At 67.8% G+C, this 14796-nt stretch carries 10 protein-coding genes and 2 tRNA genes; 11 read left to right on the forward strand and 1 reads right to left on the reverse strand.

Annotation, left to right across the window (positions count from 1 at the left end):
- Window positions 1–369: 369 nt before the first annotated feature.
- From dnaN to AB0H56_RS29090, 9 genes are all read left to right on the forward strand, one after another.
- Window positions 370–1545 (forward strand): DNA polymerase III subunit beta, encoded by a 1176-nt coding sequence (gene dnaN, locus AB0H56_RS29050; RefSeq protein WP_357169056.1) that lies wholly within the window; start codon window positions 370–372, stop codon window positions 1543–1545.
- A 20-nt stretch (window positions 1546–1565) separates the two neighbouring features.
- Entirely contained in the window at window positions 1566–2762 is a 1197-nt protein-coding gene (recF, locus tag AB0H56_RS29055) for a DNA replication/repair protein RecF (RefSeq protein WP_357169059.1), read from the forward strand.
- Between the two features lie 138 nt (window positions 2763–2900).
- Window positions 2901–3437, forward strand: a complete 537-nt coding sequence (locus AB0H56_RS29060) for a DUF721 family protein (RefSeq protein ID WP_269820658.1) — start codon at window positions 2901–2903, stop codon at window positions 3435–3437.
- 373 nt (window positions 3438–3810) lie between these two features.
- Window positions 3811–5844, forward strand: coding sequence for a DNA topoisomerase (ATP-hydrolyzing) subunit B (gyrB, locus tag AB0H56_RS29065; RefSeq protein WP_357169063.1), 2034 nt, complete (start codon window positions 3811–3813; stop codon window positions 5842–5844).
- Window positions 5845–5903: 59 nt separating this feature from the next.
- Window positions 5904–8414 (forward strand): DNA gyrase subunit A, encoded by a 2511-nt coding sequence (gene gyrA, locus AB0H56_RS29070; RefSeq protein WP_357169065.1) that lies wholly within the window; start codon window positions 5904–5906, stop codon window positions 8412–8414.
- A gap of 39 nt (window positions 8415–8453) precedes the next feature.
- Window positions 8454–9458 carry a DUF3566 domain-containing protein gene (locus tag AB0H56_RS29075; protein WP_357169067.1) on the forward strand — a complete coding sequence of 335 codons (1005 nt, stop codon included), beginning with the start codon at window positions 8454–8456 and terminating at the stop codon, window positions 9456–9458.
- A 135-nt stretch (window positions 9459–9593) separates the two neighbouring features.
- Window positions 9594–9667 (forward strand) — tRNA-Ile (locus AB0H56_RS29080).
- 159 nt (window positions 9668–9826) lie between these two features.
- Window positions 9827–9899: transfer RNA gene (locus tag AB0H56_RS29085), tRNA-Ala, on the forward strand.
- A 5-nt stretch (window positions 9900–9904) separates the two neighbouring features.
- A complete protein-coding gene (locus tag AB0H56_RS29090; RefSeq protein WP_357169070.1) occupies window positions 9905–10807 on the forward strand; it encodes an acyl-CoA dehydrogenase family protein in 903 nt (300 codons plus the stop codon).
- Here the strand turns inward: AB0H56_RS29090 and AB0H56_RS29095 are convergent.
- Window positions 10797–12374 carry a serine hydrolase gene (locus AB0H56_RS29095; protein WP_357169073.1) on the reverse strand — a complete coding sequence of 526 codons (1578 nt, stop codon included), beginning with the start codon at window positions 12372–12374 and terminating at the stop codon, window positions 10797–10799. The genes AB0H56_RS29090 and AB0H56_RS29095 overlap by 11 nt on opposite strands.
- A gap of 574 nt (window positions 12375–12948) precedes the next feature.
- On the opposite strand from AB0H56_RS29095, the gene AB0H56_RS29100 reads away from it, so the two are divergent.
- Both AB0H56_RS29100 and AB0H56_RS29105 read left to right on the forward strand, forming a co-directional pair.
- Window positions 12949–13944, forward strand: a complete 996-nt coding sequence (locus tag AB0H56_RS29100) for an ATP-binding cassette domain-containing protein (RefSeq protein WP_357169076.1) — start codon at window positions 12949–12951, stop codon at window positions 13942–13944.
- A 56-nt stretch (window positions 13945–14000) separates the two neighbouring features.
- Window positions 14001–14795 (forward strand): ABC transporter permease, encoded by a 795-nt coding sequence (locus AB0H56_RS29105; protein WP_233001625.1) that lies wholly within the window; start codon window positions 14001–14003, stop codon window positions 14793–14795.
- Window position 14796: the final 1 nt, after the last annotated feature.

Raw genomic sequence — 14796 nt, forward strand, 5'->3', positions numbered from 1 at the left:
CACCCCACGGCCATCCCCATGCCGCCGTGCGGTCTGACCTGCGGATTCGGTCGAAGTCCACAGATTCCACAGTGCCTACTACTACTTCAGTTCTCTTTCTTGAAGAGATCTCTTCAAAACAGGGTGTGTGGAAAGTCGGTCGGACAGGCTCGGCTCGGTCGGTGCTCCACTCACAAGCGGCAAGGAGGAGAGGGACGGGTCGAGAGCGCGGGATCGGCAGGGAGGGTCGATGCGGACTTCCCGTGTTGCCCGGGTACCGTTTGGTTGTCGGCCTGTTGTGCGAGACTCAGTGCGCGGCCGACGCAGCACCTCAACTCCGCTGAACACACCCGCACACGGATTCGAAACTCGGAGAGGACAAATCGGGCGATGGAGCTTGCGAGCATGAAGTTTCGGGTCGCCCGAGAGGATTTCGCCGAGTCGGTGGCCTGGGTGGCCCGCAGCCTGCCGTCCCGTCCTCCTGTGCCTGTTCTCGGTGGCGTGCTGCTCGTCGCCGATGAGAACGGCCTGACGGTCTCCGGGTTCGACTACGAGGTCTCCGCGCAGATGCGCGTCGCGGCCGAGGTCGCCGGTCCCGGCCAGGTGCTGGTCTCGGGCCGGCTGCTCGCCGACATCACCAAGGCGCTGTCGAACAAGCCGGTCGATGTGTCCGTCGACGGCACCCGTGTGCTGATCTCCTGCGGCAGCGCCAAGTTCTCCCTGCCCACCATGCCGGTCGAGGACTATCCCCAGCTGCCCGAGGTGCCGCAGCAGACCGGTGAGCTCGGTGTGGATGTCTTCGCCGAGGCGGTCGGCCAGGTCGCCGTCGCCGCGGGCCGGGACGACACGCTCCCGATGCTCACCGGCATCCGGGTCGAGATCGAGGGCAACGACGTGGTGCTCGCCGCCACCGACCGCTTCCGGCTGGCCGTGCGGCACCTGCAGTGGCAGCCCACCCGCCCCGACATCGAGACCGCGGTGCTCATCCCCGCGCGCACGCTGTCCGAGGCGGCCAAGACCCTCGGTGCCACCGACGCGCCCGTGCAGCTCTCGCTGGGCAGCGGTGGCGGGGCCGACGGGCTGCTCGGCATCGTCAACGCGGGCCGCCGCACCACCACGCGCCTGCTCGACGCGGAATTCCCCAAGTTCCGCCAGTTGCTCCCCAAGGAACACACCTCCATCGCCACCCTGCCCGTCGCCGCGCTGTCCGAGGCGATCAAGCGCGTCGCCCTGGTGGCCGAGCGCGGCGCCCAGGTGCGGCTGGAGTTCTCCACAGACGGCGTCCTGCTGTCGGCGGGTGGGGACGACGCGGGCCGCGCCGAGGAATGGCTGGAGGCCGATTTCCGCGGTGAGCCGCTGACGATCGCGTTCAACCCCGGCTACCTCACCGAGGGCCTGTCGGCGCTGCACGCGGACCGGGTCACCTTCGGCTTCACCACGCCGAGCCGTCCCGCCGTCCTGCTGCCCGCCTCCGACGAGGAGCCCAAGGTGCTGGAGTCCGGCGCGTTCGCGGCGTTGGAGAGCCAGTACATCTACCTGTTGATGCCGGTCCGGCTGCCCGGCTGAGCCCGCCCGCGTAACCCGGCATGTTCATTCGTGCGCTGTCGGTCCGTGATTTCCGGTCGTGGGAACACGCCGAGCTCGAGTTGTCCCCAGGGCGCACGGTGCTGTTGGGGGCGAACGGCAACGGCAAGACCAACCTGCTCGAGGCGGTCGGCTATCTGGCGACACTCGGTTCGCATCGGGTGTCCGCCGACGCTCCGCTGATCCGGATGGGCGCGACGCAGGCCAGGATCGGCGCGACCGTGGTCAATCAGGGCCGGGAGCTGCGCGTCGACGTGGAGCTCAAGCAGGGCAGCGCCAATCGGGCCCAGATCAACCGCTCGCCGGTACGCCGCTCGCGCGAGATCCTCGGCATCCTGCAAACCGTGTTGTTCGCACCGGAGGATCTGGCGCTGGTCCGTGGCGATCCCGGCGAGCGCAGACGGTTCCTCGACGAGTTGTGCACAGCCAGGTTGCCCAGGCTGGCCGGCGTCCGCGCCGACTACGACAAGGTCCTGCGGCAGCGCTCCGCCCTGTTGAAAACCGCTGGGAGACATGTCCGTTCCCGCGCCGACCTGGGCACCCTCGACGTGTGGGACGGGCACCTGGCCGAGCACGCCGCGGTGTTGCTGGCACAGCGGTTGCGGCTGGTCAACGACCTGTATCCGTATCTGGCACAGTCCTATCGGTCGATCGCGCCCGAATCACGTCCCGCGGCAATCGGTTACCGGTCCGGGTATCTGCCGCCGGAGCTGCTCGATCCGGCGCGGGCGCCCGAGGCCGACGATGTGGAGCAGCTGCGCGAGATCGTGTTGCGCGAGTTGTCCACAGCCAGGACAAGGGAATTGGAACGCGGGGTGTGCCTGGTCGGCCCGCACCGTGACGATCTGGATCTGCTGCTCGGCAGCGCGCCTGCCAAGGGTTTCGCCAGTCACGGCGAGTCCTGGTCGTTCGCGTTGGCTCTGCGGCTCGCCTCGTTCGAGCTGCTGCGCGGCGGGGGTACCGAGCCGGTGCTGCTGCTCGACGACGTGTTCGCCGAGCTGGACCGGCGCAGGCGTACCGCGCTGGCCGAGGTCGCCGCGGGCGCCGAGCAGGTGCTGATCACGGCGGCGGTGGCCGAGGACGTGCCCGCCGAGCTCGCCGCCGAGCCGTTGCGGGTGCGGACGACGGGGGAGGCCGACCAGCGCACCTCGCGGATCGTCACCGAGCCCGCCGCGGAATCCGAGGATATGCACAGATAGCCATGGTTATCCACAGCTCCTGTGGAAAACCGGCGACATGCTGGAGATATGCCGGCTCGATGGCGCCGGGCGCTGTCGGCGCCGCGGCGTAGACTCGGTCCGCACTCGGCCAGCATCGACACCGGAAGGCGGGAACCTGTGACGAACGAGCCCGAACCGGAGCTGCGCGGGATCGACCTGGCCCGGCGCGCGCTGGAGGAGGCGCGGGCAGCGGCCAAGGCCAGCGGCAAGTCCGTCGGTCAGGGCAGGGCCTCGCCGGTGCGCAAGCTGCGGGCCGGCGGGCGTCGTCGTACGGGCTGGTCCGGCGCCGGACCCGATCCCCGCGATCCCCAGTTGCTGTCGGCCCTGGCCGGCTCGATCGCGAAGAGTCGTGGCTGGTCGGGCAAGGTCGCCGAGGGAATGGTGTTCGGCCGGTGGTCCAGCGTGGTCGGTGAGGACATCGCCGCGCACGCGACCCCGGTGACCCTCGAGGGCGGTGTGCTCAAGATCGCGGCCGAGTCGACGGCGTGGGCCACCCAGCTGCGCATGCTGCAGGGCCAGATTCTGGCCAAGATCAATGCTGCGGTCGGCCAGGGCGTGGTCACCCAGCTGCGGATCACCGGCCCCGCCGCACCGAGCTGGCGCAAGGGTGAGCGGCACATCAAGGGCAGGGGACCGCGCGACACCTACGGGTAGCCGAGCGGTGACCAGGGCGAGTTGCGTTGCGGCGGCGTCGGTCTCACCCCCACTCACTGTGGACATGTGGACAAAGCCTGTGGATAACTCGGGTGGTCGCCGAAGCCGGCCCGTGGGGTTTCACGTGGAACCACCGAACGCGAGCCTCACGCCAGTTCTGCCGGGCGGAAATCTCCGCGAGGCGGAAGCTTGTCGGCGTAAGTCGATTTCTTGCATTCACGGCGGCGTCAGGGGTGTCGTAGGTGCACTGTAAGTTGGGCTTACCAGTAGGATGGTGACGTAACCAGCGGCGAACCCTCGACGCGTGCTGTGCAGTCCGCGTGCTGCCCGATCGCTGCGACAGGGATCAGCAAGTAAGGAGAGCTACCGACAAGTGGCTGCCAACGACTCCAACGCATCGGGCAACAAACAGGGCTACGGTGCCTCCTCCATCACAGTCCTCGAAGGCCTCGAAGCGGTGCGCAAGCGCCCTGGCATGTACATCGGTTCCACCGGTGAGCGCGGCCTCCACCACCTCATCTGGGAGGTTGTGGACAACTCGGTCGACGAGGCGATGGCCGGCTACGCGACGCGAGTCGACGTGACGCTGCTGGAGGACGGCGGTGTCGAGGTCATCGACGACGGCCGCGGCATTCCCACCGCCATGCACGCGCAGGGCATTCCGACCGTCGAGGTCGTCATGACCCAGCTGCACGCGGGCGGCAAGTTCGACTCCGACTCCTACGCCGTCTCCGGTGGTCTGCACGGTGTCGGCATCTCGGTGGTCAACGCGCTGTCGAGCAAGCTGGAAGCCGAGATCGATACCGACGGCTACCACTGGGCCCAGACCTACAAGGACGCCAAGCCGGGCAAGCTGATCCAGGGCGAGCCCACCAAGCGCACCGGTACGACGATCCGTTTCTGGGCCGACCCGGAGATCTTCGAAACCACCACCTACAACTTCGAGACGGTCTCGCGCCGCCTGCAGGAGATGGCCTTCCTCAACAAGGGCCTGACCATCACCCTGACCGACCAGCGCGTGAGCGAGTCCGACGTCATCGACGAGGTCGTCAGCGATACCGCCGAGGCGCCCAAGCACGCCGAGGAAGGCGCCGAGAAGCCGGTCGAGCACAAGGTCAAGACCCGCACCTACCACTACCCGGGCGGCCTGGTGGACTTCGTCCGCCACATCAACCGCACCAAGCAGGCCATCCACAACTCGGTCGTCGGCTTCACCGGCAAGGGCACCGGCCACGAGCTCGAGGTCGCGATGCAGTGGAACTCGGGCTACTCCGAGTCGGTCCACACCTTCGCCAACACGATCAACACCCACGAGGGCGGCACCCACGAAGAGGGCTTCCGCGCGGCGCTGACCACGGTGGTCAACAAGTACGCCAAGGAGAAGAAGCTCCTCAAGGAGAAGGACGGCAACCTCACCGGTGACGACATCCGCGAGGGCCTGGCCGCCATCGTGAGCGTCAAGGTCGGCGAGCCGCAGTTCGAGGGCCAGACCAAGACCAAGCTCGGCAACACCGAGGTCAAGTCGTTCGTGCAGCGTGCCTGCAACGAGCACCTGACGCACTGGTTCGAGGCCAACCCGGCCGACGCGAAGACCATCGTGCAGAAAGCGGTGTCCTCCGCGCAGGCCCGCGTCGCCGCGCGCAAGGCGCGTGAGCTGGTGCGCCGCAAGTCCGCCACCGACCTGGGCGGTTTGCCCGGCAAGCTGGCCGACTGCCGGTCCAAGGATCCGAGCAAGTGCGAGATCTACATCGTCGAGGGTGACTCCGCCGGCGGCTCGGCCAAGTCCGGCCGCGACTCGATGTACCAGGCGATCCTGCCGCTGCGCGGCAAGATCATCAACGTCGAGAAGGCCCGCATCGACCGCGTCCTCAAGAACAACGAGGTCCAGTCGATCATCACCGCGTTCGGCACCGGTATCCACGACGAGTTCGACATCGCGAAGCTGCGCTACAACAAGATCATCCTGATGGCCGACGCCGACGTCGACGGCCAGCACATCGCGACTCTGCTGCTCACCCTGCTGTTCCGGTTCATGCGCCCGCTGGTCGAGCACGGTCACGTGTTCCTCGCCCAGCCGCCGCTGTACAAGCTCAAGTGGATGCGCAGCGACCCGGAGTTCGCCTACTCCGACCGCGAGCGCGACGCGCTGCTCGAGGCCGGCCTTGCCGCGGGCAAGAAGATCAACAAGGACGACGGCGTCCAGCGCTACAAGGGTCTGGGCGAGATGAACGCCAAGGAGCTGTGGGAGACCACCATGGATCCGTCGGTGCGGGTGCTTCGTCAGGTGACGCTCGACGACGCTGCCGCGGCCGACGAGCTGTTCTCGGTGCTCATGGGCGAAGACGTGGAGGCACGTCGCAGCTTCATCACCCGCAATGCCAAGGACGTCCGCTTCCTGGACGTGTAACCGGTGCAGCGCCGTAAGCGCGCGCCCGTGAAGCATGTCAGGCCCTCGAAGGAGATTTGATGACTGAGACCACGCTGCCGCCCTCCGGCGGTGCGGGCGACCGGATCGAACCGGTCGACATCCAGAACGAGATGCAGAGCAGCTACATCGATTACGCGATGAGCGTGATCGTCGGCCGTGCGCTGCCCGATGTGCGCGACGGCCTCAAGCCGGTGCACCGGCGCGTGCTCTACGCGATGTACGACAACGGCTACCGCCCCGACCGCGGTTACGTGAAGTCGGCGCGCCCGGTCGCCGAGACCATGGGCAACTACCACCCGCACGGTGACGCGTCGATCTACGACACCCTCGTGCGCATGGCCCAGCCCTGGTCGCTGCGCTATCCGCTGGTCGACGGCCAGGGCAACTTCGGCTCGCGCGGCAACGACGGCGCGGCCGCCATGCGATACACCGAGTGCCGTCTCACGCCGCTGGCGATGGAGATGCTGCGCGACATCGACAGCGAGACCGTCGATTTCGTGCCCAACTACGACGGCCGCTCGCAGGAGCCGACCGTGCTGCCCGCGCGTGTGCCCGCGCTGCTGATGAACGGCAGCAACGGCATCGCCGTCGGCATGGCGACCAACATCCCGCCGCACAACCTCAACGAGCTGGCCGAGGCCATCTACTGGGCGCTGGACAACTACGACGCCGACGAGGAAGCCACCCTCGCCGCGTGCATGGAACGCGTCAAGGGCCCCGACTTCCCGACCTCCGGCCTGATCGTCGGCGGCCAGGGCATCCAGGACGCCTACACCACCGGCCGCGGTTCGATCCGCATGCGCGGTGTGGTGGAGATCGAAGAGGGCAGTCGCGGCCAGACGCAGATCGTCATCACCGAGCTGCCGTACCAGGTCAACACCGACAACTTCATCAACTCGATCGCCGAGCAGGTCAAGGACGGCAAGATCGCGGGTATCTCCGATATCCACGACGAGTCCTCCGACCGGGTCGGCATGCGCATCGTGGTGACGGTCAAGCGTGACGCGGTCGCCAAGGTCGTGCTGAACAACCTGTACAAGCACACCCAGCTGCAGACCAGCTTCGGCGCGAACATGCTCTCGATCGTCGACGGTGTGCCGCGCACGCTGCGCCTGGATCAGATGATCCGGCTCTACGTCGACCATCAGTTGGAAGTCATCGTCCGGCGCACCCGCTACCTGCTGCGCAAGGCCGAGGAGCGGGCCCACATCCTGCGCGGTCTGGTCAAGGCGCTGGACATGCTCGACGAGGTCATCGCGCTGATCCGGCGCTCGGCCAACACCGACACCGCGCGCACCGGCCTGATGCAGCTGCTCGACATCGACGAGATCCAGTCGACCGCGATCCTCGACATGCAGCTGCGCCGCCTCTCCGCCCTGGAGCGCCAGCGCATCATCGACGATCTGGCCAAGATCGAGCTCGAGATCGCCGACTACAAGGACATCCTGGAGAAGCCGGAGCGCCAGCGCGCGATCGTGCGCGACGAGCTGGCCGAGATCGTCGAGAAGTACGGCGACGACCGCAGGACCAGGATCATCGCCAACGACGGTGACGTCGCCGACGAGGACCTGATCGCCCGCGAGGACGTCGTCGTCACGATCACCGAGACGGGGTACGCCAAGCGCACCAAGACCGACCTGTACCGCTCGCAGAAGCGTGGCGGCAAGGGCGTGCAGGGCGCCGGCCTCAAGCAGGACGACATCGTCAAGCACTTCTTCGTGTCGTCCACTCACGACTGGCTGCTGTTCTTCACCAACAAGGGACGCGTCTACCGGGCCAAGGCCTACGAGCTGCCCGAGGCGAACCGGACCGCGCGCGGTCAGCACGTGGCCAACCTGCTGGCGTTCCAGCCGGACGAGAAGATCGCCCAGATCATCCAGCTCAAGACCTACGAGGACGCGCCGTACCTGGTGCTGGCGACCCGCGCGGGCCTGGTGAAGAAGTCCAAGCTCACCGATTTCGACTCCAACCGCTCCGGCGGCATCGTCGCGGTGAACCTGCGCGACGACGACGAGCTGGTCGGCGCCGTGCTCTGCTCGGCCGACGACGATCTGCTGCTGGTCTCGGCGCACGGTCAGTCGATCCGCTTCTCCGCCACCGACGAGGCGCTGCGCCCGATGGGCCGCGCCACCTCCGGTGTGCAGGGCATGCGGTTCAACGCCGACGACGAATTGCTCTCGCTCAACGTGGTCCGCGACGAGACCTACCTTTTGGTGGCGACCGCGGGTGGGTACGCCAAACGGACGGCGATCGAGGAGTACACCGCGCAGGGTCGTGGCGGAAAAGGCGTATTGACAATTCAGTACGACCCGAAACGTGGCAGCCTGGTCGGTGCGCTCATCGTCGACGACGAGGACGAGTTGTACGCGATCACTTCCAGTGGTGGCGTCATCCGCACCGCAGCCAAGCAAGTTCGGAAAGCTGGACGCCAGACCAAGGGCGTGCGATTGATGAACCTCGCGGATGGCGATACCTTGCTAGCGATCGCGCGCAACGCCGACGAGCCCGATCCCGATCAGCTCATCGGCGACGCGGCCTCGGAGCAATAACCCAACCAGCGGCGGCAACGAACGGATCTGAGGATTCCATTGACCACACCGAATCAGTCGAACGACGATCGGAACCAGACCAACGGCGTCACCGAGCGGATCGCTTCGTCTCCGATCCAGCCGCGGCCGATCCCCCGTCAGGGTGCGGCCGAGGGCGCGGCGCCGGAGTCCGGCGCCGGTGGCGGCGAATCGTTCGACCAGTCGACCGTGCGGATGGGCAACGAATCCGCGCCGACCGGCAACGGCAAGGGCAAATCGCCCTACCAGGACGGGTGGGCGCAGCTGCCGCAGCGTGAACCGCAGTCGAACCTGTACCGGCCCGGTGAGGCGCCGAGCCAGGGACGTCCGACCTCGGGCGCCGCTGGCGGCGGCGGACTGAAGGGCAGCGGCGCCTCCAACGCCCGCACGACCGCCGACCTGGCGGCCAAGGCGGCGCGCAAGGAAGCGGCGATGGTGAAGTCGGTCGGCATCGACGGCCCGACCCGCAGCATCGCCCGCCCTGAGCTGGTCAAGGACATGCCTGACCTGTCCGAGGTGCGTCACCCGACGCCGGACGCCCCGCCCGCGGCGCCTGGTCTGCCGATGGCCCAGGTGCCGTCGCAGCCTGGTCCGAGTGCCAGGGCGGCGGCGGCAGGCTCGGTCTCTCCCGCTGTTCCGGTGGCCATCGCGGCCGCCGCGTCGGGTGAGCCGCTACGCGCGACGGTGCAGATCCGCCGGATCGATCCGTGGTCGACGCTGAAGATCACCCTGGTGATCAGCGTGGCGCTGTTCTTCGTGTGGATGGTGGCCGTCGGCCTGCTCTACATCGTGCTCGCCGGGATGGGCGTGTGGGACAACCTGGACAACTCGCTCGGCGAGATGCTGAACCAGGAGGGCAGTTCGTCGAGCCTGATCGACGCGGGCACCGTGTTCGGTTATGCCGGCGTCATCGGTCTGATCAACGTGGTGCTGTTCACCGCGCTGGCGACCGTGGGCGTGTTCATCTACAACCAGTGCTGCGATCTGGTCGGCGGCATCCAGGTGACCCTGGCCGATCCGGACTAGATATCGGTTCTGCCACGACGGCCGGTCAGCCCCATGAAAAGGGGTCTGACCGGCCGTTTTGGTTATCGGCAGGCGGGTAGGGTAACCTCTTTTTTCGTTGCGGTGCACTGCTCAGGCGGGGCCCGGAACGAGTACGGGCCTATAGCTCAGGCGGTTAGAGCGCTTCGCTGATAACGAAGAGGTCGGAGGTTCAAGTCCTCCTAGGCCCACTCCCCGAACATCACAGTAGGGTGGGAATCATGAAGATTGTCCTCACGGTCGGCATTGTGATCGCGGTTCTCATCGGTATCACCAAATTCCGCAAGCGCGACGACGCTGATGTCTGGCGCGAGGTCACCACTCGCTGACTCGGGGTTGCCAACCCGCACGGGGCCTTAGCTCAATTGGCAGAGCACTGCCTTTGCAAGGCAGGGGTTAGGGGTTCGATTCCCCTAGGCTCCACTTCTGTGAATTCCTCGGTTTTCGATTTCCTACTCACCGCGACGCCGGACGAGTCCGCCTCGGGTGACATCTCCCTCGCCGCCGCTCGCCATCGCGAGCGAGCCGCCGGGTTCGTGCGTTCGGTGGACCGGGCTGCGGTCGCCGGATTCGACAGTGCGACAACGGGTACGGCGTTCCTCGGTGGTTACCAGGAGGCGCTGCACGCGCTGGTCCCGGCGCTGGTCCCGGAGGAGCTCTCGGCCATGTGCGCCACCGAGTCCGGCGGCGCCAAGCCGACGCAGCTCACGACCACGGTGACCGCCGACGGTCTCGTCACCGGCACGAAGTCCTTCGCCACCCTCGGCCAGTTCGCCTCCCGCTTCCTGGTGATCGCCCGGCTCGGCGACCAGGCCGACGGCAGGCCCGACCTGCGCGCGGTCCTGGTTCCGGCGGGCACGGGCACCGTGGTGACGCCGCTGCCCGCGCTGGCCTTCGCGCCGGAGATCCCGCACGCCACCGTCACCTTCGAGGCCGCGCCGGGTGAACTGCTGCCCGGCGACGGCTACGCCGATTACCTCAAACCGTTCCGCACGGTCGAGGACCTCCACGTGGTGGCCGCTGTGCTCGGTTACCTGATCCGAGTGGCCCGGCAGGCGAACTGGCCCGCCGAGCCCGTAGAACAGCTGCTGGGCCTGTTTGCGGCGGTGCGTGGCGTGAGCACCGAGGACCCGGCGTCGGCCGGCGCCCACATCGCGCTCGGCGGGGTCTTCGAGCGGCTGACGCGCCTGCGTGCCGAACTCGCCCCGCTGTGGGCGCTGGTCGACGAGCAGACCCGGGTGCGGTGGGAGCGGGACGAGCCGCTGCTCGGCGTGGCGGGCAAGGTGCGCGCGCTGCGCTTGGCGGCGGCCTGGCGCACGGTCAGCGTGTGAAGGTGCCGAGGCCGTCCTCGTCGAAGTAGTTCAGCACCAGGCGGTCGCCCTCGAAGCGGGCCGAGGAGACGGTGCCGGGCGGCGCGTTCTCGCCGAAGAGGTCGAAGGCGAAGGTGTCGCCGTCCCAGTGCCGCAGCGGGTATCGGCGCTGCTCCGGGCCCAGCGTGAGGACCAGGGCGCCCTCGGCCTCGCTGATCGTCGCCGGACCCCAGTACGCGTTGGCGTAGACGCCGGTGTAGCTCGTCAGCGGCCGGGCCGCGGCCGGATTCGCCGGCGGCTGCTTGCCCGCGAGGTCGCCTTCCGGGTCGTTGATGGGGGCGAGCACGCTCCGGTAGATGCCGCGCCAGTCCTCGCGGATCTCGCCGTACTGCACCAGGTCGGCGAATTCGGCCGTCAGCGCTTCCGCCGCGCCGATCGGTGCCGCGTTGGTGAGCGCGATGATCGCGACATCGGCCGAGGGGATCACCAGGAAGTTCGTCGCGGCGCCGAGCGCGAATCCACCGGAATGGCTGTAGGTCGTGCGCCCCGACGACGAGACCGAGGCGTTGAATCCGAACCCGTAGTTACCCGCTCGCGACTCCGGCGCGGTGGCGGGGGAGGAGATCACCTGCGGCGTGATGGCGGGCAGCAGCGCTTCCGGCGGCGCGATGGTCGTGCCGTTCGCCGTGCCGTTGCCGAGCAGCATGGCCAGCCAGCGAGCCATGTCGTTCACCGAGGAGCTGACCCCGCCCGCGGGGGACTGCGCGTCGGCATCGCGGACCGCCTTCGCGACCCAGGCGCCGTCGATGTTCATGTGGCCGACGGCGCGGTTCGGCCTGGCCTGGTACTCGTCGAAGCGGGAACTGGTGGCAGACATCCCGAGTGGGGTGTAGAGCGCGTCGGCGCTGAGCCGGTCCCAGGGGACGCCAGCGGCCGCGGCGACGGCCTCGGCGCCCGCGGTGAGGCCGAAGTTGGTGTAGTGGTACGTGATCCGGAAGGGATCGAGCGGCTCGAGGCGCAGCTTTTCCAGGATGGCAGCGCGGTCGTAGCCGATGTCCTCCAGCCGGTCGCCCGCGTGGTCGGGCAGGCCGCTGCGATGCGCGAACAGGTCACCGACGGTGAGCTGGGCGGTGGTGGCCGGGTCGGCCAGCGCGAACGACGGCAGCTTCGAGACCACCGGGGTCTCCCATTCGAGGGTGCCCGCGCCGACCTCGTGGGCGACCACGGTTGCCGCGACCGACTTCGACACCGAGGCCAGCTGGAAGACGGTGTCGGCGTCGACCTGCTCGCCGCGACCGGCCTCGCGAACCCCGAAGCCCTTGGCGTACACGGTCTTCCCGCCGTGCACCACCGCCACGGCCATACCGGGGATCCGCGTGCTGTCCATGAGCGAGCCGGCCAGTTCGTCGATCCTGCCGACGGCCTTGTCGACCGCGTCGGCGGGGATGTCGACGGCCGCGACCTGGTTCGGTGGGAGCTGGGCCGTCGTAGTCGCGGGCGCGCTCTCGTCGTCGGTCGATCCGCTACAGCCGACCACGACGGTCATCGAGAGCACCAGCGCCGCGATCGTGCCTCTGCCGGGCACCATGCGCCGACGATAGTCCCGGTTGCGGGGTGATCGCGGGAACGTGGCTGGACTGTGACACGGGAGCGAACCGTCCCGGAAAATGGGGAGCGGGCCTCGGCGAAGGGGGGGAGTTAGCCGAGGCCCGCGTAGGGTCGGCCCGGGGGGGAGGGGCCGACGTGAACGATCCTACGCGATGTCAGCGGAATTGGTGTACGCGCAACGACGCAGTTTCCGAGATTTTTCGGCGTCGACGGGCGGGAGCGGGGTCGATGTCCGGTGCCACGGTGGGCCGATCGGGGGCGCACGCGCCCGGCGATTGTCTTACGGTGCGCGGAAAGCGCTGGTACACAAGCTTTTACCCGGAAGTAACAATGAACGTGTTTCGGTGCGCCGCCGCGACGGCGTGCCCTCGAGATCGGGGGCTTGCGCGGTGGGGGCGAGCGAAAATCAGTCCGATTCGCCGCGTGTCGCCGAAACTCGGCATGTCGAACAAATGTGTACATAACGTTTGAAAGCCCCCACAAATGGGGATGCGACTTGTCGGTGGGTGGCGCAATACTGGGGCAAAGCGTTGACCCACGACATCAGGAGAATCATGCCCGACGCAATCGTCGCCGAGGGTCTGGTCAAACGGTATGGGCAGCTCATCGCCCTGGACGGCCTCGATCTCACCGTCCCCGAAGGTACTGTTACCGCACTTCTCGGCCCCAACGGCGCGGGAAAGACCACGACTGTTCGCGTACTCACCACCCTGCTGATCCCCGACGAGGGCCGTGCCACCGTCGCGGGGATCGATGTTCTGAACAATCCACAGGCCCTGCGTTCCCGGATCGGCGCGTCCGGTCAGTACGCGGCCGTCGACGAATACCTCACCGGCTTCGAGAATCTCGAGATGGTGGGGCGCCTCTATCACCTCGGCGTGCAGCGCAGCAAGGACCGCGCGCGCGAACTGCTCGACCGCTTCCGGCTCAGCGACGCGGCCGACCGGCCGGTGCGCGGTTACTCCGGCGGTATGCGCAGGCGCCTCGACCTCGCCGGCGCCCTGGTCGCCAACCCGCCCGTGCTGTTCCTCGACGAACCGACGACGGGCCTCGATCCGCGGGCCCGGCTGGATCTGTGGGACGTGATCGAGGAACTCGTCGCAGGCGGCACCACGTTGCTGCTCACCACGCAGTACATGGACGAGGCCGACCGCCTGGCCGACTCGATCGCCGTCATCGACCACGGGAAAGTGATCGCCCGCGGCACCGCCGACGAGCTCAAGGCCCTCGTCGGCGGCGACCGCATCGAGCTCACCGTCGGCTCGCCCGAACAGCTCGCCCCCGCCCAGCAGGTGCTCTCCGCGCTGGCCGACGGCGAGATCCATGTGGAGCCGGGGCTGCGGCGGATCACCGTGCCCGTGGCCGATGGTTCCCAGGATCTGGTCGCCGCGATCGGCCGGCTCACCGAACACAAGGTGCAGATCAACGACGTCGCCTTGCGGCGGCCCTCGCTCGACGACGTCTTCCTCACGCTCACCGGCCACGAGGCCGAGGAACTCGTCAACGGCGAGGCGGAGAAGGTCGGCGCCGAGGAAGGACAGAACCGATGAGCCTCACCCTCGACAAGACCGACGTCCAGGGCCCCGGCCTCGGCGAACGGCTCTCGATGGTCGTCAGCGACAGCATGACCATCGCCAAGCGCAATGTCATCAAGATCAAGCGCGTGCCCGACGTGCTGATCTTCACCACGTTGTCGCCGATCATGTTCGTGCTGCTGTTCGCGTACGTGTTCGGCTCGGCGATCAAGATTCCCGGCCTAGAGGGCGGCTACCGCGAGTTCCTCATCGCGGGCATCTTCGTGCAGACCGTGGTCTTCGGCGCCACCTTCACCGGTGCGGGCCTGGCCGAGGACATGCAGAAGGGCATCATCGACCGGTTTCGTTCGCTGCCGATGGCGCCCTCTGCGGTGCTGTTCGGCCGCACCATCAGCGATGTGGTGATCAACGTGGTCAGCCTCGTCGTCATGTCGCTGACGGGCCTGGTGGTCGGCTGGCGGATTCGCGGATCGTTCCTCGACGCGGTGCTCGCCTACGTGCTGATGCTGCTGTTCGCCTACGCGCTGTCCTGGATGATGGCCGTCGTCGGCCTGCTCGTCCGGGCGCCGGAGGTGTTCAACAACGCCAGTTTCATGGTGATCTTCCCGCTGACGTTCCTGTCGAACGCGTTCGTGCCGATCGACGACATGCCGACGCCGCTGCGGATATTCGCGGAGTGGAACCCGATGTCGGCGCTCACCCAGGCGGTACGCGATCTGTTCGGCAATACCAGCCCGATGGCGCCGGTCTCGGAGGCGTGGCCGATGCAGCACCCGGTGCTGACCTCGGTCGTGTGGATCGTGGTGATCCTGGTGGTGTTCGTGCCGTTGGCTCAGGTGCAGTACAAGAAGTCCGTGAGCCGCTGAC

The sequence above is a fragment of the Nocardia sp. NPDC050717 genome (genome assembly GCF_040654275.1).
Taxonomy (GTDB): Bacteria; Actinomycetota; Actinomycetes; order Mycobacteriales; family Mycobacteriaceae; genus Nocardia.

Excerpts from the sequence above, each read along its gene's own strand:
- AB0H56_RS29100 (WP_357169076.1), top strand. The coding sequence starts at position 12,949 with ATGCCCGACGCAATCGTCGCCGAGGGTCTGGTCAAACGGTATGGGCAG.
- dnaN (WP_357169056.1), top strand. The coding sequence starts at position 370 with ATGGAGCTTGCGAGCATGAAGTTTCGGGTCGCCCGAGAGGATTTCGCC.
- AB0H56_RS29105 (WP_233001625.1), top strand. The coding sequence starts at position 14,001 with ATGGTCGTCAGCGACAGCATGACCATCGCCAAGCGCAATGTCATCAAG.
- recF (WP_357169059.1), top strand. The coding sequence starts at position 1,566 with ATGTTCATTCGTGCGCTGTCGGTCCGTGATTTCCGGTCGTGGGAACAC.
- gyrA (WP_357169065.1), top strand. The coding sequence starts at position 5,904 with ATGACTGAGACCACGCTGCCGCCCTCCGGCGGTGCGGGCGACCGGATC.
- AB0H56_RS29095 (WP_357169073.1), bottom strand. The coding sequence starts at position 12,374 with ATGGTGCCCGGCAGAGGCACGATCGCGGCGCTGGTGCTCTCGATGACC.